We start from the raw sequence: 20,639 nt of genomic DNA, 5'->3' as shown, positions 1-20,639 counted from the left end.
TCCGCAGCGCTGTCCGTCGCCCACGACGCGGCCCGCCGGACCTGATCCGGCCGTGGCACCCTGGACGCATGCCCGAAGGTGACACGGTCTGGCAGGCCGCGAAGCGGCTGCACGACGCCCTCGCGGGCAAGGTGCTGACCCGCAGCGACTTCCGGGTGCCGAAGTACGCCACGGTCGACCTCACCGGCCGTACGGTCCTGAACACCGCGCCGCGCGGCAAACACCTGCTGACCCGCTTCGAGGGCGGCCTGACCCTGCACACGCATCTGCGTATGGAGGGCGCCTGGAAGGTGTTCGGCGCGGGCGAGCGCTGGCGGGGCGGCCCGGCGCACCAGATCCGCGCGGTCCTCGGCACCGCCGACCGCACGGCCGTCGGCTACCGCCTCCAGGTGCTGGAGCTGCTGCGCACCGGCGAGGAGGAGCGTGTCGTCGGCCACCTCGGCCCGGACCTGCTCGGCCCGGACTGGGATCCCGAGCGCGCCCTCGCCAACCTCCTCGCGGACCCCGCCCGTCCGCTCGGCGAGGCCCTGCTCGACCAGCGCAATCTCGCCGGCGTCGGCAACATCTACAAGAGCGAGCTGTGCTTTCTGCTCGGCGTGACCCCGTGGCTGCCGGTCGGTGCCCTGCCCGCGGAGCACGCCGCCCAGTTGCCCGCCGTGGCCAAGAAGCTCCTGGAAGCCAACCGCGACCGCCCGGTCCGCCAGACCACGGGCCTGCACCGGCACGACCTGTTCGTCTACGGCCGGTCCCCCCGCCCCTGCCTGCGCTGCCACACCCCGATCCGCGTGGCCGATCAGGGCGACGGATCCCAGGAGCGCCCCACGTACTGGTGCCCCACCTGCCAGACCGGCCCCGCTCCGGCACCGGGAGCACCCCGGCCATGGCGCGAGCGCCACCCGCGCCGCCCCTCCCCACCTCGCGCCCACTGACCGGCATTCGCCCCCACCCAACCAATTGACGGTCCGTCAGAAACGCTCGTACCGTCGCCGTATGCCCCTCATGGCGTACGACCTCACCGGACGCACCGCGTTCGTCACCGGAGCCGCCGGCGGCATCGGCCGGGCCTCCGCCGTCCTGCTGGCCGAGGCGGGAGCCGCGGTGCACTGCGCCGACCGGGACGCGGACGGTCTGCGCGGCACCGCCAAACTGATCGAGGACCGCGGCGGCAGCGCCCGTACGCACGTCCTCGACGTCACCGACCGGTCGTCCCTGGGCGCGGCCGTCCGCTCCTGCGGACGTCTGGACGTGATGGCGGCGATCGCCGGGATCATGCACAGCAGCCCGGTCCTTCGGACCCGGGACGAGGACCTCGACCGGGTGCTCGGCGTCAACTTCAAGGGCGTGCTGTACGCCTGCCAGGAGGCGGCCCGGCTGATGCTCGACCACGACACCCGGGGCAGCATCGTCACCATGGCCTCCGGCGCCGTCGACACCGGCGGCCCCGGGCTGCTCTGCTACGGCGCGGCGAAGGCGGCGGTGGTCCAGTTGACGAAGACGCTGGCCACCGAGGTCGGCAGGTACGGCATCCGGGTGAACGCGGTCGCACCGGGCTGGATCCGTACTCCCATGACGGACCGCCACGACAGCGGACAGCAGGCGCACACCGAGTCGCTGATGGCGCGCATGTCGCCGCTGGGCAGGGTCGGTGAGCCGGACGACGTCGCGCACACGGTGCTCTACCTGGCGTCGGACGCCTCGGCGTTCACGACGGGTCAGATCCTTCGCCCGAACGGGGGTGTGGCGATGCCGTGGTAGCGCTCCCCGTCCGCCAGGCCCGCCGCCACCGCCCCGTTGCCACGGCGCCGGCCGCCCGCCCCTTGGGCATGCAGTGGACCGGCAGCAGGCTCAGCCCCCAACCGCTGACCGCCACGGCCCCTTCGAGGACACCGGCACCCTGCCCGAGGGAGATCCGCAGCACGGCCCACCACCACGCCGCTCCCAACCCGAGACCGGCCCCCCACCGCACTGCCCGCCCCACCATGGCCGCCACCTCCAGCCGGACGCTAGACCGCCGCATGACCCGCGAGAACGGCGCACCAAGGGCTCACCGATGCAACGCCGGGCCCTTCCAGCCCCGGCCGGTACCGCTGGATGTCTGTCCGCCTGGAACATCCGGTGATGCTTCTCCAGGCCGGCCGTGATCCCGATGAAGGTGTCCTGGGACACGGGATCTCGCCCCTCCACCATGACCGTCCCGCCGGACTCCGGCAAACGGAGCAAGGTCACCGGCCGCGCCCGGACCTCATGGGGCTCCCGGGGCGGTTCCTGAGGCGCCCGGAACACGCGAAAGCCCCGGCCGCGCTCCCCGGGTGTTCCCGGAGAAGCCCGGCCGGGGCTTCACACGTATGGGTCGCTAGGCCGCGCGCGCAGGCGTCACGCGGCGACCACGTCCACCGCTCCGGCGGGCGCCTTGATGGTCACCCGTTCCGGAGGCACACCGGTCACCGACACGGAACCCAGCACCGGACGGACCGGCGTGGGCACAGACTCGGTGGCCGCGGCGGACTGGGCCAGTTCGGCGAGCGCCAGTTCGTCGCTCACTTCCCGCATGAGTTCCGACATCCGTACGTCCAGCGCGTCGCAGATGGCGGCGAGCAGTTCGGAGGAAGCCTCCTTCTGCCCCCGCTCCACCTCGGAGAGATAGCCGAGTGAGACTCGGGCGGACGAGGAGACTTCGCGCAGAGTACGGCCCTGGCGTTGGCGCTGCCGACGCAGCACGTCACCCAGCAGGCGACGGAGCAGAATCATCGGTGGCTCCCTCCTCGGACCGCGTAGCCGCATCCTTCTCGCCCCACCGTACCGCCTCGCGCTGCGGCCGTGCGGGGAGCGATGTCGTGTTCACTCAGGGCTGCAAACATCAAAACCCCCCGTTCTGTTCCGTATCCTGTGCCCGCTCATTCCCGGTCTGTTCGCCCGCAAGCTCCTTCAGAAGCAGTGCGAGTACGCTCCGTACACTCTCCATACGAATTTCCGCACGGTCGCCGTTCAACCGCAGGGCCCCCACTTTTCCGCCACCGGCGGAACCGGAGGCGCCCGTGAGGGGCCCGTCGACGGCCACGAACACCGTCCCGACGGGCTTGCCGTCCTGCGGGTCGGGTCCGGCGACCCCGGTTGTCGCGAGGCCCCAATCGGCGCCGAGGGCCTTGCGCACTCCGGCGGCCATCTGGGCCGCCACCTGCGGGTCCACGGCTCCGTGGTGGGCCAGCAGAGTAGCGTCGACGCCCAGCAGCTGCTGCTTCAGCTCGGTGGCGTAAGCGGTGACCGAGCCCCGGAACACCTTGGAGGCGCCGGGGACCGCGGTGATCTCCGCGGCGACCAGGCCACCGGTGAGCGACTCCGCGACGGCGAGGGTCTCGCCCCTGACCGTCAGTAGTCGCACCAGTTCGGTGGCCGTGGACTTCACGCTTTGTTCTCCTCCAACGCTGCCGCGCGCTCGGCGATTCCCTGCCTGCGCAGCACAATGGCCTGTCTCACGTAGTCGAGGCCGGTGACGACGGTGAGGACGACCGCCGCGGCCATCACCCAGAACCTCAGGGTGGCCAGCCACCCCGTCAGTGCCAGGACGTACATCCCGACGGCGATGCCCTGGGTGAGTGTCTTCAGTTTGCCCCCGCGGCTGGCCGGGATCACGCCGTAGCGAATGACCAGAAAACGCAGCAGCGTGATGCCGAGTTCCCGGCCGAGGATCACCGCCGTGACCCACCAGGGCAGATCACCGAGGGCGGACAGACAGATGAGCGCCGCCCCCATGATCGCCTTGTCGGCGATGGGGTCGGCGATCTTTCCGAAGTCGGTGACCAGGTTGTAGGTGCGCGCCAGATGACCGTCGAACAGGTCGGTGATCATGGCGATGGCGAAGGCCGCCCAGGCGAGCGAGCGCCAGGCCGGGTCGTAGCCACCGCCCGCCAGCATCAGCGCCACGAACCCGGGGACGAGGACCAGCCGGAACATGGTCAGCAGGTTGGCGACGTTCCACACGCTGGCCTGGTTGACGGCCGCGGCCGTCAGCTTCCCGCCACGCGCGGGCTTGGCGTCACCCGCCGTGCCGGAGTCGGGAGCGGGAACAGAGCCGGAGGCCTCGGGAACAGCGCCGTCGGCAGCGGCCTGGCCCCGGGCGCCGTGCGCGCCGGAGGAGCCGCCTGCGGCGGATGCCGGGACTCCGGTCATCTGCCCGCCTCCTCACTACACGCGAGCGAGCCGGCCAGCGGCTCGGCCACCAGGTCGACACCTTCGGTACCGACCACCTTCGCCTCGACCATACGTCCGACGCTCAGGCCCTCGCCGCTCGTGAGGAGGACCTGGCCGTCCGTCTCCGGCGCCTGGTGCGCGGCACGGCCGTACACGCCCTCCTCCTCGTCGACGGACTCGACGACGACGTGCACGGTTTCTCCGAGGCGCTCCTCGGAGCGCTGTGAGACGAGTTCCTCGGCGAGCCGGGAGATGTGGGCGAGACGCTCGTCGACGACGTCCTGGGGGAGCTTGGCGTCGTACGTCGCCGCTTCCGTGCCCTCCTCGTCGGAGTAGCCGAAGACACCGATGGCGTCCAGCCGGGCGCCGGTCAGGAAGCGCTCCAGTTCGGCGAGGTCGGACTCGCGCTCGCCGGGGAAGCCGACGATGAAGTTGGAGCGCACGCCGGCCTGGGGGGCCTTGGAGCGGATGGTGTCCAGCAGCTCCAGGAAGCGGTCGGTGTCGCCGAAGCGGCGCATGGCGCGCAGCACGTCGGGGGCGGAGTGCTGGAAGGACAGGTCGAAGTACGGGGCGACCTTCGGGGTGGAGGTCAGCACGTCGATCAGGCCCGGGCGCATCTCGGCCGGCTGGAGGTAGGTGACGCGCACGCGCTCGATGCCGTCGACCTCGGCCAGCTCGGGCAGCAGGGACTCCAGCAGGCGGATGTCGCCCAGGTCCTTGCCGTAGGAGGTGTTGTTCTCGGAGACCAGCATGATCTCCTTCACGCCCTGTTCGGCCAGCCAGCGGGTCTCGTTCAGCACGTCACCGGGCCGGCGCGAGATGAAGGAGCCGCGGAAGGACGGAATGGCGCAGAAGGAGCAGCGCCGGTCGCAGCCGGAGGCGAGCTTGACCGAGGCGACCGGGGAGCCGTCCAGGCGGCGGCGCAGGGGCGCGCGCGGGCCGGAGGCGGGGGCGACGCCGTCGGGGAGGTCGCTGGGGCCGTGGCCGGGCAGCGCGACGGCTGCGGCCGACTCCTGGCGCTCGGCCGGGCTGATCGGCAGCAGCTTGCGGCGGTCGCGCGGGGTGTGGGCGGCGTGGATGCCGCCGGACAGGATGGTCTGCAGGCGGTCGGAGATATCCGCGTAGTCGTCGAAGCCGAGCACACCGTCGGCCTCGGGCAGGGCCTCGGCCAGCTCCTTGCCGTACCGCTCGGCCATGCAGCCCACCGCCACGACGGCCTGGGTTCTGCCGTGATCCTTGAGGTCGTTGGCCTCCAGGAGGGCGTCGACCGAGTCCTTCTTGGCGGCCTCGACGAAACCACAGGTGTTGACCACGGCGACATCGGCGTCCGCGGCGTCCTCGACGAGCTGCCAGCCGTCCGCCTCCAAACGGCCTGCGAGCTCCTCCGAGTCCACCTCGTTACGGGCGCAGCCGAGAGTGACAAGTGCGACGGTACGGCGTTCAGGCATGGGCTCAAGACTACTTTGTCTGTCTGACACCCCACGTCGACGGGGTTGGCCGATCCTGGCCAACCCCGTCACATCCGCACCTTCCCGGGCCGTTACCCGACCTCGGGGTCACCCTTCGTGTACGTGAGGCGCTCGACGGCACCGGGCTGGAAGTCGTCGTGGATCTTCTTGCCGTTGACGTACAGCTGGATCGCTCCGGCGTCCCCCAGGATCAGGTTGATCTTGGAGCTGTCCTGGAAGGTCTTGGACTCGCCCTTGTTCAGCAGCCCGTCGAAGAGCATCCGGCCGTTGTGGTCCTTGGCGGAGATCCAGCTGCGCCCGTTGTCCGCGCTGACCTGGACGGTCACCTTGTCCTGCGGCGCGGCAGCGATGGCGCTGTCGGACGGGTCGGATTTCGGCGGGGCGGGCTTGTCCTTGGTGGGGGTGGGCGAGGCGGTCTGGCCGGCGGAGGGCGAGGCGCCGCCGTCGGCGACCTGCGACTTGCCGTCGCTCCCGCTGTCGCCGCCCTTGAACGCGGTGAACCCGACGAAGCCGATCACCGCGACGATCGCGGCGACCATGGCCGCGGTCCAGTTGGGTCCGCGCCGCTCGGGACGGATCCGCTCGGCCTCGAACAGAGGTGCCGCCGGGGTGGGCGCGGGGCGCCCGCCGTGCGCCGCGTCGAACTGCGCGAGCAGCGGTCCGGGATCGAGGTGGACGGCCCTGGCCAGCGTGCGGATGTGCCCACGGGCGTACACGTCGCCGCCGCAGGGAGCGAAGTCGTCCGCCTCGATGGCATGCACGATGGCGATACGGACGCGAGTGGCACTGCTGACGTCGTCGACGGTGAGCCCGGCCGCGATGCGCGCCTGCTGCAGCGCGTGCCCCACGGAGGGACGGTCTTCCTCGGACATGTCGTGGAACGGACGCTCGTCTTCAGGGGAGTTGCCGATGGACACGGGGGCGCCTTTCGAGCGTTTGAGCCACCTGTGCTGGAGGTTCAGTCTAGGGGGGGTACGAAAGGGTGGGGCAACCGGGCGGTGATATTTGTACGCCATCGGAACGGCCGGTCAGCCCGACGGGGGAACGGGCACGGACCCCTGTTCGGGCTCCCCGCCTGTTCTCTCGCTCAACTTGACGTACGACAAGGGGAAACGGTTGCTCGTCGGCTTCTAACAGGTGGATCACGGGTTCGGACGGGTGGATCACGGCGATGCCGCCACCCGGCGTAGTCCGACACGCCGGGCAGCGCGCGGCCTTACCCCTCAGACTCCCCGCGAATCAGGGCGAGCACGCCGTCCAGCTCGTCCGGCTTCACGAGAACGTCACGTGCCTTGGAGCCCTCGCTGGGCCCGACGATGTTCCGGGACTCCATGAGGTCCATGAGCCGGCCGGCCTTGGCGAAGCCCACGCGCAGCTTGCGCTGGAGCATGGACGTCGACCCGAACTGGGTGGAGACCACCAGCTCGGCGGCCTGGCACAGCAGGTCGAGGTCGTCGCCGATGTCCTCGTCGATCTCCTTCTTCTGCTTCGTACCCACGACGACGTCCTCCCGGAAGACCGGCGTCATCTGGTCCTTGCAGTGCTGGACGACGGCCGCGACCTCGCCCTCGGTCACGAACGCGCCCTGCATACGGGTTGGCTTGTTCGCGCCCATCGGCAGGAACAGACCGTCGCCCTTGCCGATCAGCTTCTCGGCGCCGGGCTGGTCGAGGATGACCCGGGAGTCGGCGAGCGAGGAGGTGGCGAAGGCCAGCCGGGAGGGCACGTTCGCCTTGATCAGACCGGTGACGACGTCGACCGACGGCCGCTGCGTGGCGAGCACCAGGTGGATGCCGGCCGCGCGCGCGAGCTGCGTGATGCGCACGATCGCGTCCTCGACGTCACGCGGGGCGACCATCATCAGGTCGGCCAGCTCGTCGACGATCACCAGCAAGTACGGGTACGGGTGCAGCTCTCGCTCGCTGCCCTCGGGCAGCTTCACCTTGCCGTCGCGGATGGCCTGGTTGAAGTCGTCGATGTGCCGGAAGCCGAACGCGGCCAGGTCGTCGTAGCGCAGGTCCATCTCGCGCACGACCCACTGCAGGGCCTCGGCGGCCCGCTTGGGGTTGGTGATGATCGGCGTGATCAGGTGCGGGATGCCCTCGTAGGCGGTCAACTCGACCCGCTTGGGGTCCACCAGGATCATGCGGACGTCCTCCGGGGTCGCCCGCATCATCACCGACGTGATCAGACAGTTGATGCAGGACGACTTGCCGGATCCGGTCGCGCCCGCGACCAGCATGTGCGGCATCTTCGCCAGTGAGTGCATCACGTACCCGCCCTCGACGTCCTTGCCGAAGGCGACCAGCATCGGGTCGTCGTCCTCGGCGGACTCCGCGAGTCGCAGCACGTCGCCGAGGTTGACCATCTCGCGGTCGGTGTTGGGGATCTCGATGCCGACCGCGGACTTGCCGGGGATCGGGCTGATGATCCGCACGTCCGGGCTGGCGACGGCGTACGCGATGTTCTTGGTGAGCGCGGTGATCCGCTCGACCTTCACCGCGGGGCCGAGCTGGACCTCGTAGCGGGTGACCGTCGGTCCGCGGGTGAATCCGGTGACGTCGGCGTCGACCTTGAACTCGGTGAAGACGTTGCGCAGGGAGTCGACGATGGCGTCGTTCGCCGCACTGCGCGCCTTTCCGGGGCCTCCGCGCGTGAGGAGGTCCAGCGACGGCAGCGCGTACGTGACGTCCCCGGAGAGCTGGAGCTGCTCCGCGCGCGGGGGCAGGTCGCGGGGCGCGTCCGGGGCGGATTTCGTGAGGTCCGGGACGCTGTCGGCCTTGAGCTTCTCCTGCTTGGGGCGGGAGGCCGGTGCCGGCACGGGCGACGGTGCGGGGACGGGTGTGGTCTCCTCGCGCTCGCCCACGCTCACGCCCTGGGTGAGGTCGGCGACGAGCGGGGACGGCGGCATGCCGTGCAGGACGGCACCGTCGAGCGCGGCCGCGGCGGCCGCGGCGACGTCCACGGCGTCCATCTGACGCTGCGGATCGGGCTGCGGCACCGCGGAGCGCCTGGGACGGCCGCGGCGCCGCGAGAGGGCCGCTTCCTCGGCGTCCTCGGCGTCGTCGGCTTCGTACGCCAGGGGGGCGCTCCGGCGCCCGCGGGAGCGCCCGGGAACCGCCTCGCGCCACTGCTCCTCGTAGCGCTCGTCGTCCTCGAGGAACTCGTCCGCGGTGTGGTCGTGCAGCACCCCCAGGCGCACGCCGAGCGCGCGCAGGCGCTGCGGGACGGCGTTGACCGGGGTGGCGGTCACCACGAGCAGCCCGAAGATCGTCAGCAGCGCCAGCAGGGGTACCGCGAGCACCTCGGTCATCGTGGATGTCAGCGGGGTCGCGGCCGCCCAGCCGATGAGGCCGCCGGCGTCCCTTATGGCCTGCATGCCGTCGCTGCGGGCGGGCGAGCCGCAGGCGATGTGGACCTGGCCGAGCACGCCGATGACGAGCGCGGACAGACCGATCACGATCCGGCCGTTGGCGTCCGGCTTCTCCGGGTGCCGGATGAACCGTACGGCGATCACGGCGAGCAGGATCGGCACGAGGAGGTCGAGCCGGCCGAAGGCGCCGGTGACCAGGATCTCCACCAGGCCGCCGACAGGACCGTGTAGATCGGCCCAGGTGCCGGCGGCGACGATCAGGGCGATGCCGAACAGCAGCAGCGCGACGCCGTCCTTGCGGTGCGCCGGGTCGAGGTTCTTCGCGCCCTGCCCTATGCCCCGGAAGACGGCGCCGACCGCGTGCGCGACGCCCAGCCAGAGGGCGCGCACAAGCCGGTACACGCCCCCGGTGGGGTTCGGGGCCGGCTTGGGCGGCGCGGCCTTCTTCGCCGGAGCCTTTCTGGCAGGCGCCTTCTTGGCCGGGGCCTTCTTCGCGGCGGCCTTCTTCGCCGGAGCCTTCGCGGGAGCGGCCGCCTTCTTGGCGGGCTGCTTCTTGGCTGCGGAGGGACGTGAGGCCATGGGTGTGAGGTTACCGGGGGAGACCACGGCGGACACGTGTGCCCAGGGCTTCACCCGTTCGTGTCGCCCTTGCGGTGACGCGGAACTGACGCATGCTCATGGCCAACCCCGCTGTCGCGGTACGTCAGTTCTGCGTCGGCAGGACCGGCCCGCCGCTGCCCGTGCCCGGCTCCAGGGCGTCCAGTGCGCGGCGCAACCCGGTGAGTTTGCGCTCCAGATGGGCTGCGGTGGCCACCGCGGCCGCGTCCGCGGACTCGTCGTCCAGCTGCTTGGACAGCGCCTCGGCCTGCTCCTCCACGGCCGCGAGCCGCGCGGAGAGTTCCGCGAGCAGTCCGGCCGACTCCTTGCCGGCGACCGCGCCCTTCCCGCCACCCTCCAACTGGAGCCGCAGCAGCGACGCCTGCTCCCGCAGCTGGCAGTTCTTCATGTACAGCTCGACGAACACCGAGACCTTGGCGCGCAGCACCCACGGGTCGAACGGCTTTGAGATGTAGTCGACCGCGCCCGCCGCGTAGCCCCGGAAGGTGTGGTGCGGGCCGTGGTTGATGGCGGTCAGGAAGATGATCGGGATGTCCCGGGTCCGCTCCCGCCGCTTGATGTGCGCGGCGGTCTCGAAACCGTCCATGCCCGGCATCTGGACATCCAGCAGGATGACCGCGAAATCGTCCGTGAGCAGTGCTTTGAGCGCTTCCTCCCCGGACGATGCCCGCACCAGCGTCTGATCGAGCGCAGAGAGGATGGCCTCCAGCGCCAGCAGATTCTCCGGCCGGTCATCGACCAGGAGGATCTTGGCCTTCTGCACCATGGCCCGCCCTCCTCGCCCCGGCGGTACACCGGGCGCCGCCCCAGGGGACGACTCCCTTTCGCCGCCCGTCCTTGTGCCGGTCATCGTAGCCGTACCCCGCCCGTCGCCACACCCTGTCACCGCGATGTCACTGTGCACATAACAGAAACGCGGACGGACCCCGGAAGGTTCCCGGAATCCCAGATTCCATCACGTCGTCGGCGCCGACGCGACGACGGTTCCGCATTCACACCCGCCGTACCCTCAACGTTCACCGACGGCCGCCCGGTTCCCTCACTCCTCCCGCATCCACTGCCGCATCACCGCCAGCAGGTGATCGGGATCCACCGGCTTCGTGACGTAGTCCGAGGCACCCGACTGGATCGCCTTCTCCCGGTCGCCCTTCATCGCCTTCGCCGTCAGCGCGATGATCGGCAGCCCGGCGAACTGCGGCATCCGGCGGATCGCCGTGGTCGTCGCGTACCCGTCCATCTCCGGCATCATGATGTCCATCAGGACGACCGCCGCGTCCTCGTGCTGCTCCAGCACCTCGATGCCCTCACGCCCGTTCTCGGCGTACAGCACCGAAAGACCGTGCTGCTCCAGGACGCTGGTGAGCGCGAACACGTTGCGGATGTCGTCGTCGACGATCAGCACCTTCTCCCCGCCGAACCGCACCGCGCGCGCCTGCTCCGCCGCGCTCTCCTGCTGCTCGCCGCCGGCCGTCCACTGGTCGGCCGGCGGCAGGCTCCGGCGGCGGCGCCGGAAGAGGGCGGCCGGCCCGTTCCGCGTCTCCTGGTACGACTTCACCTCGGCCGGCGTCTCGATCTCCACGGCGGACAGCTCCGAGGACAGATACACCTCGGAGGCGACCAGTTCACCGGCCTCCAGGGGGACCACAGGCTGCTGGTAGCCCTGCGGCGGGAGCTCGCTCGGGTGCAGCGGCAGGTACAGCGTGAACGTGGAGCCGCGGCCCGGCTCGCTCTGCGCGTGGATCTCACCGCCGAGCAGCTGTGCGATCTCCCGGGAGATCGACAGGCCGAGACCGGTGCCGCCGTACTTGCGGCTGGTCGTGCCGTCCGCCTGCTTGAACGCCTCGAAGATCACCCGCATCTTGCTGGCAGCGATACCGATGCCCGTGTCGGTCACCGAGAACGCGATCAGCTCGGCGTCCGGATCGGTCAGCGCACCGGCCTCCAGCAACTGCTCCCTGACGGACTGCGGCACGCCGACACCGGCGGGCCGGATCACCAGCTCCACCGACCCGGAGTCGGTGAACTTCACGGCGTTCGACAGCAGGTTGCGCAGCACCTGCAGCAGTCGCTGCTCGTCGGTGTGCAGGGTCGCCGGCAGCTCCGGGGAGACCCGTACCGACAGGTCCAGGCCCTTCTCCGCGGTCAGCGGCCGGAAGGTGGCCTCCACGTAGTCGACGAGCTGGACGAGGGCGATGCGCGTCGGGGAGACGTCCATCTTGCCCGCCTCGACCTTCGACAGGTCGAGGATGTCGTTGATCAGCTGCAGCAGGTCGGAGCCGGCGCCGTGGATGGTCTCGGCGAACTCGACCTGCTTCGGGGAGAGGTTGCCGTCGGCGTTGTCGGCGAGCAACTTGGCGAGGATCAGCAGGGAGTTGAGCGGGGTGCGCAGCTCGTGCGACATGTTGGCGAGGAACTCGCTCTTGTAGCGCATCGACACCGCGAGCTGCTCGGCACGCTCCTCCAGGACCTGCCGGGCCTCCTCGATCTCGGTGTTCTTCACCTCGATGTCCCGGTTCTGCCGGGCCAGCAGCTCGGCCTTCTCCTCCAGCTCCGCGTTGGAGGCCTGAAGCGCCTTCTGCCGGTTCTCCAGCTCGGCCGACCGCTCGCGCAGCTGCTCGGTCAGCTCCTGCGACTGCTTCAGCAGCTGCTCGGTCTTGGTGTTGACCGAGATGGTGTTGACGCTGGTCGCGATCATCTCGGCGATCTGGTTGAGGAAGTCCTTCTGGATCTGCGTGAACGGGGTGAAGGACGCCAGCTCGATCACGCCGAGCACCTTGCCCTCGAACAGCACCGGCAGCACGATCACCTGCGCCGGCGGGGCCTCGCCGAGGCCGGAGGAGATCTTCAGGTAGCCGCTGGGCGCGTTCTCCACCAGGATCGCGCGTTTCTCCTGGGCGGCCGTGCCGATCAGCCCCTCACCGGGCCGGAACGACGTCGGCATGGAGCCCATCGAGTAGCCGTACGAGCCGAGCATCCGCAGCTCGTAGCGGTCCTCGTCGTCGCCTGCGAGGTCCTGGCCGTCCATGATCGGCATCGTCACGAAGAACGCGCCGTGCTGCGCGGAGACCACCGGGGTCAGCTCGCTCATGATCAGCGAGGCCACGTCCTCCAGGTCCCGTCGGCCCTGCATCAGCGCCGAGATGCGGGCGAGATTGCCCTTGAGCCAGTCCTGCTCCTTGTTGGCGATCGTGGTGTCGCGCAGGTTGGCGATCATCTTGTTGATGTAGTCCTGCAGTTCCTGGATCTCGCCGGACGCGTCCACGTCGATCTTCAGGTTCAGGTCACCGCGGGTCACCGCGGTCGCCACGCGCGCGATGGCACGCACCTGCCGGGTAAGGTTCCCGGCCATCTCGTTCACGGACTCGGTGAGGTCGCGCCAGGTGCCGTCGACGTCACGCACGCGTGCCTGACCGCCGAGCTGCCCCTCGGTGCCCACCTCACGGGCCACACGCGTGACCTCCTCGGCGAAGCTGGACAGCTGGTCGACCATCGTGTTGATCGTCGTCTTCAGCTCGAGAATCTCACCGCGGGCGTCGATGTCGATCTTCTTCGTCAGGTCACCCTTGGCGATGGCCGTGGTGACCATGGCGATGTTGCGCACCTGACCGGTCAGGTTGGACGCCATCTGGTTCACGGACTCGGTGAGGTCCTTCCAGGTGCCGGCCACACCCGGCACATGCGCCTGGCCGCCCAGGATGCCGTCCGTGCCCACCTCACGGGCCACCTTGGTGACCTGGTCGGCGAACGAACTCAGCGTCTTCACCATCGTGTTGATGGTGTCGGCGAGCTGCGCCACCTCGCCGCGCGCCTCGATGGTGACCTGACGCGTCAGGTCACCGTTGGCGACGGCCGCGGACACCTGGGAGATGTTCCGCACCTGCATGGTCAGGTTGTTGGCCATCAGGTTCACGTTGTTGCTCAGGTCCTTCCAGATGCCCGTGACACCCGGAACGTGCGCCTGGCCGCCCAGGATGCCCTCGGTGCCCACCTCACGGGCCACCCGGGTCACCTGCTCGGCGAAGCTGGACAGCTGGTCAACCATCGTGTTGACCGTCGTGACGAGCTCGAGAATCTCGCCCTTCGCGTCAACAGTGATCTTCTTCGACAGGTCACCCTTGGCGACCGCGGTCGTGACCTCGGCGATGTTGCGCACCTGGATCGTCAGGTTGTTCGCCATGAAGTTCACGGACTGCGTGAGGTCCTTCCAGGTGCCGGAGACACCCTGCACCTCCGCCTGACCGCCCAGGATGCCCTCGGTGCCCACCTCACGGGCCACACGCGTGACCTCCTGGGCGAACGACGACAGCTGGTCGACCATCGTGTTCAGGGTGTTCTTCAGCTCCAGGATCTCCCCGCGCGCGTCCACGGTGATCTTCTGGGAGAGGTCACCGCGGGCCACGGCGGTGGCGACCTGGGCGATGTTGCGCACCTGGGCCGTCAGGTTGCCCGCCATGCCGTTCACGGAGTCGGTCAGATCCCGCCACACACCGGCGACGCCCGGAACCTGCGCCTGACCGCCGAGGCGGCCCTCCGTGCCCACGTCCCGGGCCACCCGGGTCACCTGGTCGGCGAAGGCGGAGAGCTGGTCGACCATCGTGTTGATCGTGTTCTTCAGTTCGAGAATCTCGCCGCGCGCGTCGACGTCGATCTTCTGGGACAGGTCGCCGCGCGCCACGGCCGTCGTCACCTGGGCGATCTGCCGCACCTGGGAGGTGAGGTTGCCGGCCATGAAGTTGACGGAGTCCGTCAGTTCCTTCCAGGTGCCCGACACACCGTCCACCCTGGCCTGACCGCCGAGGCGGCCCTCCGTGCCCACGTCCCGGGCCATCCGCGTGACCTGGTCGGCGAAGCTCGACAACTGGTCCACCATCGTGTTCACGGTGTTCTTCAGCTGGAGCATCTCACCGGACACGTCCACGGTGACCTTCTGGGAGAGGTCACCATTGGCCACCGCGGTCGTCACCTGGGCGATGTTGCGCACCTGCCCCGTGAGGTTGCGGAACGCGGTGTTGACGGAGTCCGTCAAGTCCTTCCAGGTACCGGCCGCTCCCGGTACCTGGGCCTGACCGCCCAGCTCACCCTCGACACCGATCTCCCGGGCGACCCGGGTCACCTCGGCACCGAACGCCGACAACTGGTCCACCATCGTGTTGACGGTGTTCTTCAGCTCCAGCATCTCGCCGGCCACGTCCACGGTGACCTTCTGCGACAGGTCACCGCTCGCCACGGCGGTCGTCACCGCGGCGATGTCCCGCACCTGCGTCGTCAGGTTCCGGAACACCGTGTTGACGGAGTCGGTGAGGTCCTTCCAGGTTCCGGCGACGCCCGGCACGGTCGCCTGACCGCCCAGCCGGCCCCCGGCACCGACCTCGTTGGCCACTCGCGTGACCTCGTCCGCGAAGATCCGCAGCGTCTCGGTCATCTGGTTGATCGTGTCCGCGAGCTGCGCGACCTCGCCCCGCGCCGGAACGGTCACCTTCTGCGACAGGTCACCGTTGGCCACCGCGGTGGTGACCTGGGCGATGCCCCGCACCTGGGCCGTCAGGTTGCCGGCCATCAGGTTCACCGAGTCGGTGAGTTCCTTCCAGGTGCCGTCGACCCCCGGGACGTGCGCCTGACCACCGAGGATGCCGTCCGTGCCGACCTCGCGCGCGACCCGCGTCACCTCCGAGGAGAACGCGGAGAGCTGGTCGACCATCGTGTTGACGGTGTTCTTCAACTCCAGCATCTCACCGGCGACATGGACGGTGACCTTCCGCGACAGGTCACCCTTGGCGACCGCGGTCGTCACCAGGGCGATGTCCCGCACCTGGGCGGTGAGCCGGGACGCCATCGTGTTGACGGAGTCCGTGAGGTCCTTCCACGAGCCGGACAGCCCGCGCACGCGTGCCTGCCCGCCGAGCTTGCCCTCCGTGCCGACCTCACTGGCCACACGCGTGACCTCGTCGGTGAACGTCGACAGCTGGTCGACCAGGTTGTTGACGGTACGGCCGACCTTCAGGAACTCGCCCCGCAGCGGATGTCCGGTCCCGTCCGGCGCCTGCGTGCGCAGATCCATGCGCGGCGACAGATCACCCTCGGCCACCGCCGTCAGCACCCGGCTGACCTCGGAGACGGGCCACACCAGATCGTCGACGAGCGCGTTGGAGTGGTCGATCGCGGTCGCCCAGGAACCCTCGCAGGCGCCCGTCTCCAGCCGTTCCGTGAGCTTTCCCTCACGCCCCACCATGCGGCGCACCCGGGAAAGCTCACCGGTCAGGTGCATGTTGCGGTCGGCCACCTCGTTGAAGACCGCCGCGATCTCCGACATCACGCCGTCCCCGGACACCGTGAGCCGCTTGCGGAAGTTTCCGTCGCGCATCGACACGAGAGCCGCCAGCAGCCGGTTCAGGGCAGCCGTGTCCACGGCGGTGGTGCCGCCGTTCCTGCCCAGGGACGGTCCACCTTTCGCGCGCGTCTTCGTGCCCCGCGTCGCTCCGCCAGACTCCACTGTGTCCCTCCCGGAGGGGTAGACCGTTACTGCTGCTCGGCCGCTTCGTCCCGGCGTGCCGCTTCCGGCATACCGGTTACTTCCGCGTACTCATTACTGCTCGGTATTTGTGCCAGATGAGAACCGGCCACACCAAGACCTGCTGCCCGCCGTACGCGGAACGCACGCAGCCCGACCGGACCTTCACCAGAAGCTTGCCCAGTGTTTCACCCCGGCCGAACCAGGCCATAACAGTTCGGCAGCTTCGCACATCGTCCGCACACCCTGGGGGGTAAACACGGGCGACCGGCATCCGCTCGGACGGTGAAGGTAAGTAACCTTGCATGCGGCTGTCCAGCCGCACCGGTCCGACCGGCCTGGGCGGTGGCACCAGAACGAGCGGGCATCGGAGGGGCGGCCGCAGACCATGACCACCGGACTGATCCCCGGGGGAGACTCCCCGGAGCCACGGCCGACGGGCGAGCGGATGCCGCAGCAGCGGCACGACCCGGCCGGCCGACCAGCCCTGCACGTCGACGACAGGCCGAGGAGTTCTGTGATCACCGCGCGCGCGGCCGCCAGCTTCGAGCCCGTCGGGCGATCGGTCGCGACCGCCCGATCCTTCGTCCGCGACACCCTCCAGGGCTGGGGCTTCGCCGACATCATCGACGACGCCGTGGTGCTCACCAGTGAACTGGTGACCAACGCCGTGGTCCACGCGGGCACCCACGCCGAGGTGCTGTGCCTGCGTGCCGAGGACGGCGTACGCATCGAGGTGTCGGACCGCTACCCCGAGCGCGAGGTCCCCCTCCAGAGCGCCCACGCCGCGATGGCCAACCCCGACCGCGAGGGCGGCCGCGGTCTCCAGCTGTGCGCGGCCCTGGCCACCCGCTGGGGCGTCGACTACACGCCCACCCACAAGAACGTCTGGTTCCAGCTGGACCTGCCCGAACGCCCGGTGGGCACCCGCGCCGCCGGCCCTGCCCTGCCCGCCGACCTCCTGCCGCTCGCCGACGCCCGGGTCCGCGTCGCGGTCCTCCAGATCGACCGGAAGGGCGCCATCGGCTCCTGGAACGAGGACGCGGAGCATCTGTTCGGCTACGCCCCGGACGACGTCATCGGCAGGCCCCTCACCGACCTCGCGGCCTGGCCGCACACCCCGGGCACCGCCACCGGCATCGCCGAGGCCCTGCGGCTCTCCCGCTGGGAGGGCAGCTACGGCATTCGCGGCGCCGACGGCCGGGTGGCCCGCGTGTACGCCTCCCACCTCAGGGTCCGCGACACCGGCGGCGAACCCTCCACCGTCTGCCTCCTGGTACGCGACCACGAACGCGCCGTCCTGCAGACACCGCAGCGCGTTCACACCAGCGACCAGGGCACCGGCTCCGACGGGCAGAACACCGACCCGTTCGAGGTGTTCATCGGCTCCCCCGCCCCGGACGATCTCGACGGCCTGCTGCAGCGCACGGTGGAGCGCGCCCGGGACATGCTCGACGGCGACTCCGCGTTCCTGCTGCTGGCCACCGACGACGAGACCGAGCTGGAGGTCCGCGCCTCCACCGGCCTGCCCTCCGCGCGCCAGCGCTTCGCCCGCGTCCCCGTGGACGCCGGCCCCGGCCGCTACGGCTCCGCGCGCATGCCGGCCGTCCACGACGACCTCGACGCCGTCCCCGGCGCCGTCCCCCTCCTGGCCGGCACCGGCATGCGCTCGGTCGTCACGGTCCCGCTGAAGGTCGAGGGCCGCCTCACCGGCTCGCTCGGCGTCGCGGCCGAGGCGCCCACCCGGTACTCCAACGAGGAGGCGCTGCGCCTCCAGTTCGCCGCCGACCGCATCGCCCTGGCCGTCGAGTCGGCCCGCCTGGGCGAGCTGGAGCGGCTGCGCCGCGGCTCCCTCAGCTTCCTCGTCGAGGCTTCCGACCTGCTGGCCGGCACCCTGGACCGCGACCAGACCCTGGCCCTGATGGCCCAGATGACGGTCCCCACCCTGGCCACGTGGTGCGCCGTCTACACGATCGCCGACCAGGCCTCGGAACCGTATCTGTCGTACGTCCTGCACGAGGACGAGGAACTCATCGACGGCATCAAGTCGTTGCTGTCGAAGGTCCCCCCGCCCGACCCGGTGCCGACGCCCGGCGCCCGCGTCTGGACCGTGCCCGGCGAGGTCGCCCACCAGGCGGCCCTGCGCACCTCGATGCGCAGCCTCGGCCTCGCCGGCGGCCCCACGCACCAGGTCGCCCCGGGTATCGGCCCGACCCTCGCGACGGCCTCCGCCGTCGGCGGCGAGACGGTCGTCCTGCCGCTGGTCGCACGCAACCGCGTCATCGGCATGCTGACCCTCGGCAAGCCCACTGACGAACACTTCCGCCAGGAGATCCTGGAACTGGCCGAAGACCTGTCCCGCCGGGCCGCCCTGGCCCTGGACAACGCCCGCCTGTACTCGGAGCGCACGGCCATCAGCCAGTCCCTCCAGCGCAGCCTCCTGCCGCCCGGCCTGCCGAACATCGACGGCGTCGAGGTCGAGGTCATCTACCGCGCGGCCGGCGAGGGCAACGAGGTGGGTGGCGACTTCTACGACCTCTTCCCCATCGGCAACGGCGCGTACGGTTTCGCCATCGGCGACGTCTGCGGCACCGGCCCCAACGCAGCGGCCGTGACGGGCCTGGCCCGGCACGCCCTGCGCCTGCTGGCCCGTGAGGGCCTGAGCGGTCCTGCGGTCCTCGAGCGCCTGAACTCCGCGATCCTCGACGAGGGCGACCGCAGCCGCTTCCTGACCCTGCTGTACGGCGAGATGCGGCCCCAGGCGGACGGCAGCGCCGAACTGAAGGTGGTCTGCGCCGGCCATCCGCTCCCCCTGCGCCTGCGCCAGGACGGCACGGTGGCCGCGGCGGCCGAACCGCAGCCGCTCCTCGGCGTCATCGAGGACCTGGACCTGTACGAGGAGACGGTCACCCTCGACCCCGGTGACGTCCTGCTCTGCGTCACGGACGGCGTCACCGAACGCCGCGAGGGCACACGCATGTTGGGCGACGATGGCCTCGCCGACGTCCTCACCACCTGCACGGGCCTGACCGCGGGCGCGGTCGCGGCCCGCATCATGCGCGCGGTGGAGCGTTTCGCGTCCGACGCCCCGTCGGACGACATGGCGATTCTGGCCATGCGGGTCCCGGGACTTCAGCAGGACTGAGCCCGGGGCCCGCCCCGGGCTCATCTCCGGGAGCAGCGCCCTATCCGGGCATGCAAAAAGGCCCCGCCCTAAGGGCGAGGCCTTTTTCCTTGAGCCCCCAAACGGAATCGAACCGTTGACCTTCTCCTTACCATGGAGACGCTCTACCGACTGAGCTATAGGGGCTTGTCACTTTCGAGGTTTCCCTCGCGGCAACAAAAAGATCGTACCCTGAACAGGCCGGACTTCCAAAATCCGTTGAGCCTCGATCAGATGGGCCTCGATCAGAAGGCGGGCTGAAGCAGTCCCCCGAGCGTGTTGCACGCCGAAACGATGCGCTGCATCTCCCGCTTGGTCAGGGCCGCGTCCACGGGCAGCGCCAGCGTCTCGTCGGCGGCCAGCTCGGTCTCCGGCAGCGCCACGCAGCGCCGAAACTCGGGCAACCGGTGTACGGGCGTCTTCACGGGCACCCGGCAGTCAACCCCCCTGGCCCGCAGGGCCCGTGCGAAGGCGTCGCGATCCGGCCGCCCGTTGCCCGGCACCCGCACCACGTACTGCTGGTAGGTGTGCCCGTCACCGCCGTCCGGCGTCCGCACACCCCTGAGCTTGGCATCGAGGTACGCCGCCCGCTCCCTGCGCTGCGCTATCTCGTCGTACGGAGCCTCGGACTCGCCCCGCTCCAGCACGAGCAGACCGTGCTGCTGCCCTATCTCGTGCAACCGCCCGATGCCGGCCCGCCGTCCGAAGCGGTGTACGACAACGACCGCCGCGGTACGGGACGTTACGGCCGCCTCCACGGCTGCCGCGTCCAGGCAGTACGTGAGCGGGTCTATGTCGGCGAACACCGGGAGCGCACCCGCCAGGGTCACGGCCTCGGCGACTTCGACGTTCCCGAAGGCCGGTACGACGACCTCATCGCCGACTCCGACGCCGGCGGCCCTGAGCATTGCAGCAGTACCCATGTGATGGATGCTGAGTGCGCAACGTGAACATGAAGTTACGCATACCAAAAAAGGGTCGGACCCTGAACCGAAGTTCAGGGTCCGACCCTTTCAATATTAGTTCGGCGGCGTCCTACTCTCCCACAGGGTCCCCCCTGCAGTACCATCGGCGCTGTGAGGCTTAGCTTCCGGGTTCGGAATGTAACCGGGCGTTTCCCTCACGCTATGACCACCGAAACACTATGAAACTGTGAACGCCACACCGCTTCATCAGCGGGGCTGTTCGTGGTTTCAGAACCAACACAGTGAACGCGAGCGTCTGAGGACAAGCCCTCGGCCTATTAGTACCAGTCAACTCCACCCGTTACCAGGCTTCCATATCTGGCCTATCAACCCAGTCGTCTACTGGGAGCCTTAC

The 20,639-nt window shown here is 69.9% G+C and carries 13 protein-coding genes, 1 tRNA gene, 2 rRNA genes and 1 pseudogene; 3 read left to right on the top strand and 14 right to left on the bottom strand.

Features of this window, described 5'->3' with window-relative positions:
* Window positions 1–68: 68 nt before the first annotated feature.
* Both ACWD5D_RS00085 and ACWD5D_RS00080 read left to right on the top strand, forming a co-directional pair.
* On the top strand, window positions 69–929 hold the full coding sequence (locus ACWD5D_RS00085; RefSeq protein ID WP_451370482.1) for an Fpg/Nei family DNA glycosylase: 861 nt from the start codon (window positions 69–71) through the stop codon (window positions 927–929).
* 61 nt (window positions 930–990) lie between these two features.
* Window positions 991–1,755, top strand: coding sequence for an SDR family NAD(P)-dependent oxidoreductase (locus tag ACWD5D_RS00080; RefSeq protein WP_451370481.1), 765 nt, complete (start codon window positions 991–993; stop codon window positions 1,753–1,755).
* Here ACWD5D_RS00080 and ACWD5D_RS00075 read toward each other — a convergent pair.
* From ACWD5D_RS00075 to ACWD5D_RS00030, 10 genes and pseudogenes are all read right to left on the bottom strand, one after another.
* The gene (locus ACWD5D_RS00075) at window positions 1,703–1,981 is read right to left on the bottom strand and encodes a hypothetical protein (protein ID WP_451370480.1); all 279 of its coding nucleotides are present in this window, start codon (window positions 1,979–1,981) and stop codon (window positions 1,703–1,705) included. The two genes, ACWD5D_RS00080 and ACWD5D_RS00075, sit on opposite strands and share 53 nt — an antisense overlap.
* Before the next feature lie 116 nt (window positions 1,982–2,097).
* Window positions 2,098–2,172 (bottom strand): annotated as a pseudogene (locus ACWD5D_RS00070) (DNA starvation/stationary phase protection protein); the annotation flags it as partial.
* Window positions 2,173–2,373: 201 nt separating this feature from the next.
* The gene (locus tag ACWD5D_RS00065) at window positions 2,374–2,748 is read right to left on the bottom strand and encodes a helix-turn-helix domain-containing protein (protein ID WP_451370479.1); all 375 of its coding nucleotides are present in this window, start codon (window positions 2,746–2,748) and stop codon (window positions 2,374–2,376) included.
* Window positions 2,749–2,857: 109 nt separating this feature from the next.
* A complete protein-coding gene (locus ACWD5D_RS00060; RefSeq protein ID WP_451370478.1) occupies window positions 2,858–3,403 on the bottom strand; it encodes a CinA family protein in 546 nt (181 codons plus the stop codon).
* On the bottom strand, window positions 3,400–4,167 hold the full coding sequence (gene pgsA, locus ACWD5D_RS00055) for a CDP-diacylglycerol--glycerol-3-phosphate 3-phosphatidyltransferase (protein WP_451370477.1): 768 nt from the start codon (window positions 4,165–4,167) through the stop codon (window positions 3,400–3,402). Before pgsA ends, ACWD5D_RS00060 begins: the two co-directional genes overlap by 4 nt.
* Window positions 4,164–5,636 (bottom strand): 30S ribosomal protein S12 methylthiotransferase RimO, encoded by a 1,473-nt coding sequence (gene rimO, locus ACWD5D_RS00050; RefSeq protein ID WP_451370476.1) that lies wholly within the window; start codon window positions 5,634–5,636, stop codon window positions 4,164–4,166. The genes pgsA and rimO overlap by 4 nt, the downstream gene beginning before the upstream one ends.
* Window positions 5,637–5,728: 92 nt before the next feature.
* Entirely contained in the window at window positions 5,729–6,574 is an 846-nt protein-coding gene (locus tag ACWD5D_RS00045) for a helix-turn-helix domain-containing protein (RefSeq protein WP_451370475.1), read from the bottom strand.
* Window positions 6,575–6,873: 299 nt separating this feature from the next.
* On the bottom strand, window positions 6,874–9,609 hold the full coding sequence (locus tag ACWD5D_RS00040; RefSeq protein ID WP_451370474.1) for a DNA translocase FtsK: 2,736 nt from the start codon (window positions 9,607–9,609) through the stop codon (window positions 6,874–6,876).
* Between the two features lie 124 nt (window positions 9,610–9,733).
* Window positions 9,734–10,414 (bottom strand): response regulator, encoded by a 681-nt coding sequence (locus ACWD5D_RS00035; protein WP_451370473.1) that lies wholly within the window; start codon window positions 10,412–10,414, stop codon window positions 9,734–9,736.
* 273 nt (window positions 10,415–10,687) lie between these two features.
* Window positions 10,688–16,138, bottom strand: a complete 5,451-nt coding sequence (locus tag ACWD5D_RS00030) for a HAMP domain-containing protein (RefSeq protein WP_451370472.1) — start codon at window positions 16,136–16,138, stop codon at window positions 10,688–10,690.
* A 406-nt stretch (window positions 16,139–16,544) separates the two neighbouring features.
* Between ACWD5D_RS00030 and ACWD5D_RS00025 the strand changes: the two genes are divergently transcribed.
* Window positions 16,545–19,301, top strand: a complete 2,757-nt coding sequence (locus ACWD5D_RS00025) for a SpoIIE family protein phosphatase (RefSeq protein ID WP_451370471.1) — start codon at window positions 16,545–16,547, stop codon at window positions 19,299–19,301.
* Between the two features lie 92 nt (window positions 19,302–19,393).
* Here ACWD5D_RS00025 and ACWD5D_RS00020 read toward each other — a convergent pair.
* From ACWD5D_RS00020 to ACWD5D_RS00005, 4 genes are all read right to left on the bottom strand, one after another.
* A tRNA-Thr gene (locus tag ACWD5D_RS00020) sits at window positions 19,394–19,466 on the bottom strand.
* A 98-nt stretch (window positions 19,467–19,564) separates the two neighbouring features.
* Window positions 19,565–20,227, bottom strand: a complete 663-nt coding sequence (locus ACWD5D_RS00015) for a DegT/DnrJ/EryC1/StrS family aminotransferase (RefSeq protein ID WP_451371008.1) — start codon at window positions 20,225–20,227, stop codon at window positions 19,565–19,567.
* Window positions 20,228–20,341: 114 nt separating this feature from the next.
* Window positions 20,342–20,458, bottom strand: a 5S ribosomal RNA gene (gene rrf, locus ACWD5D_RS00010).
* Between the two features lie 84 nt (window positions 20,459–20,542).
* Window positions 20,543–20,639 (bottom strand): 23S ribosomal RNA (locus ACWD5D_RS00005); the annotation flags it as partial.

The organism is Streptomyces sp. NPDC002520 (assembly GCF_053595235.1).
The sequence above is the reverse complement of the archived record's forward strand: the minus strand, read 5'-3'. Positions and strand labels throughout refer to the sequence as shown.

What these genes read in the sequence shown, in the direction of transcription:
- ACWD5D_RS00025 (WP_451370471.1), top strand. Translation starts at nt 16,545, where the DNA reads ATGACCACCGGACTGATCCCCGGGGGAGACTCCCCGGAGCCACGGCCG.
- ACWD5D_RS00080 (WP_451370481.1), top strand. Translation starts at nt 991, where the DNA reads ATGCCCCTCATGGCGTACGACCTCACCGGACGCACCGCGTTCGTCACC.
- pgsA (WP_451370477.1), bottom strand. Translation starts at nt 4,167, where the DNA reads ATGACCGGAGTCCCGGCATCCGCCGCAGGCGGCTCCTCCGGCGCGCAC.
- ACWD5D_RS00085 (WP_451370482.1), top strand. Translation starts at nt 69, where the DNA reads ATGCCCGAAGGTGACACGGTCTGGCAGGCCGCGAAGCGGCTGCACGAC.
- ACWD5D_RS00040 (WP_451370474.1), bottom strand. Translation starts at nt 9,609, where the DNA reads ATGGCCTCACGTCCCTCCGCAGCCAAGAAGCAGCCCGCCAAGAAGGCG.
- rimO (WP_451370476.1), bottom strand. Translation starts at nt 5,636, where the DNA reads ATGCCTGAACGCCGTACCGTCGCACTTGTCACTCTCGGCTGCGCCCGT.
- ACWD5D_RS00065 (WP_451370479.1), bottom strand. Translation starts at nt 2,748, where the DNA reads ATGATTCTGCTCCGTCGCCTGCTGGGTGACGTGCTGCGTCGGCAGCGC.
- ACWD5D_RS00075 (WP_451370480.1), bottom strand. Translation starts at nt 1,981, where the DNA reads ATGGTGGGGCGGGCAGTGCGGTGGGGGGCCGGTCTCGGGTTGGGAGCG.
- ACWD5D_RS00015 (WP_451371008.1), bottom strand. Translation starts at nt 20,227, where the DNA reads ATGCTCAGGGCCGCCGGCGTCGGAGTCGGCGATGAGGTCGTCGTACCG.
- ACWD5D_RS00035 (WP_451370473.1), bottom strand. Translation starts at nt 10,414, where the DNA reads ATGGTGCAGAAGGCCAAGATCCTCCTGGTCGATGACCGGCCGGAGAAT.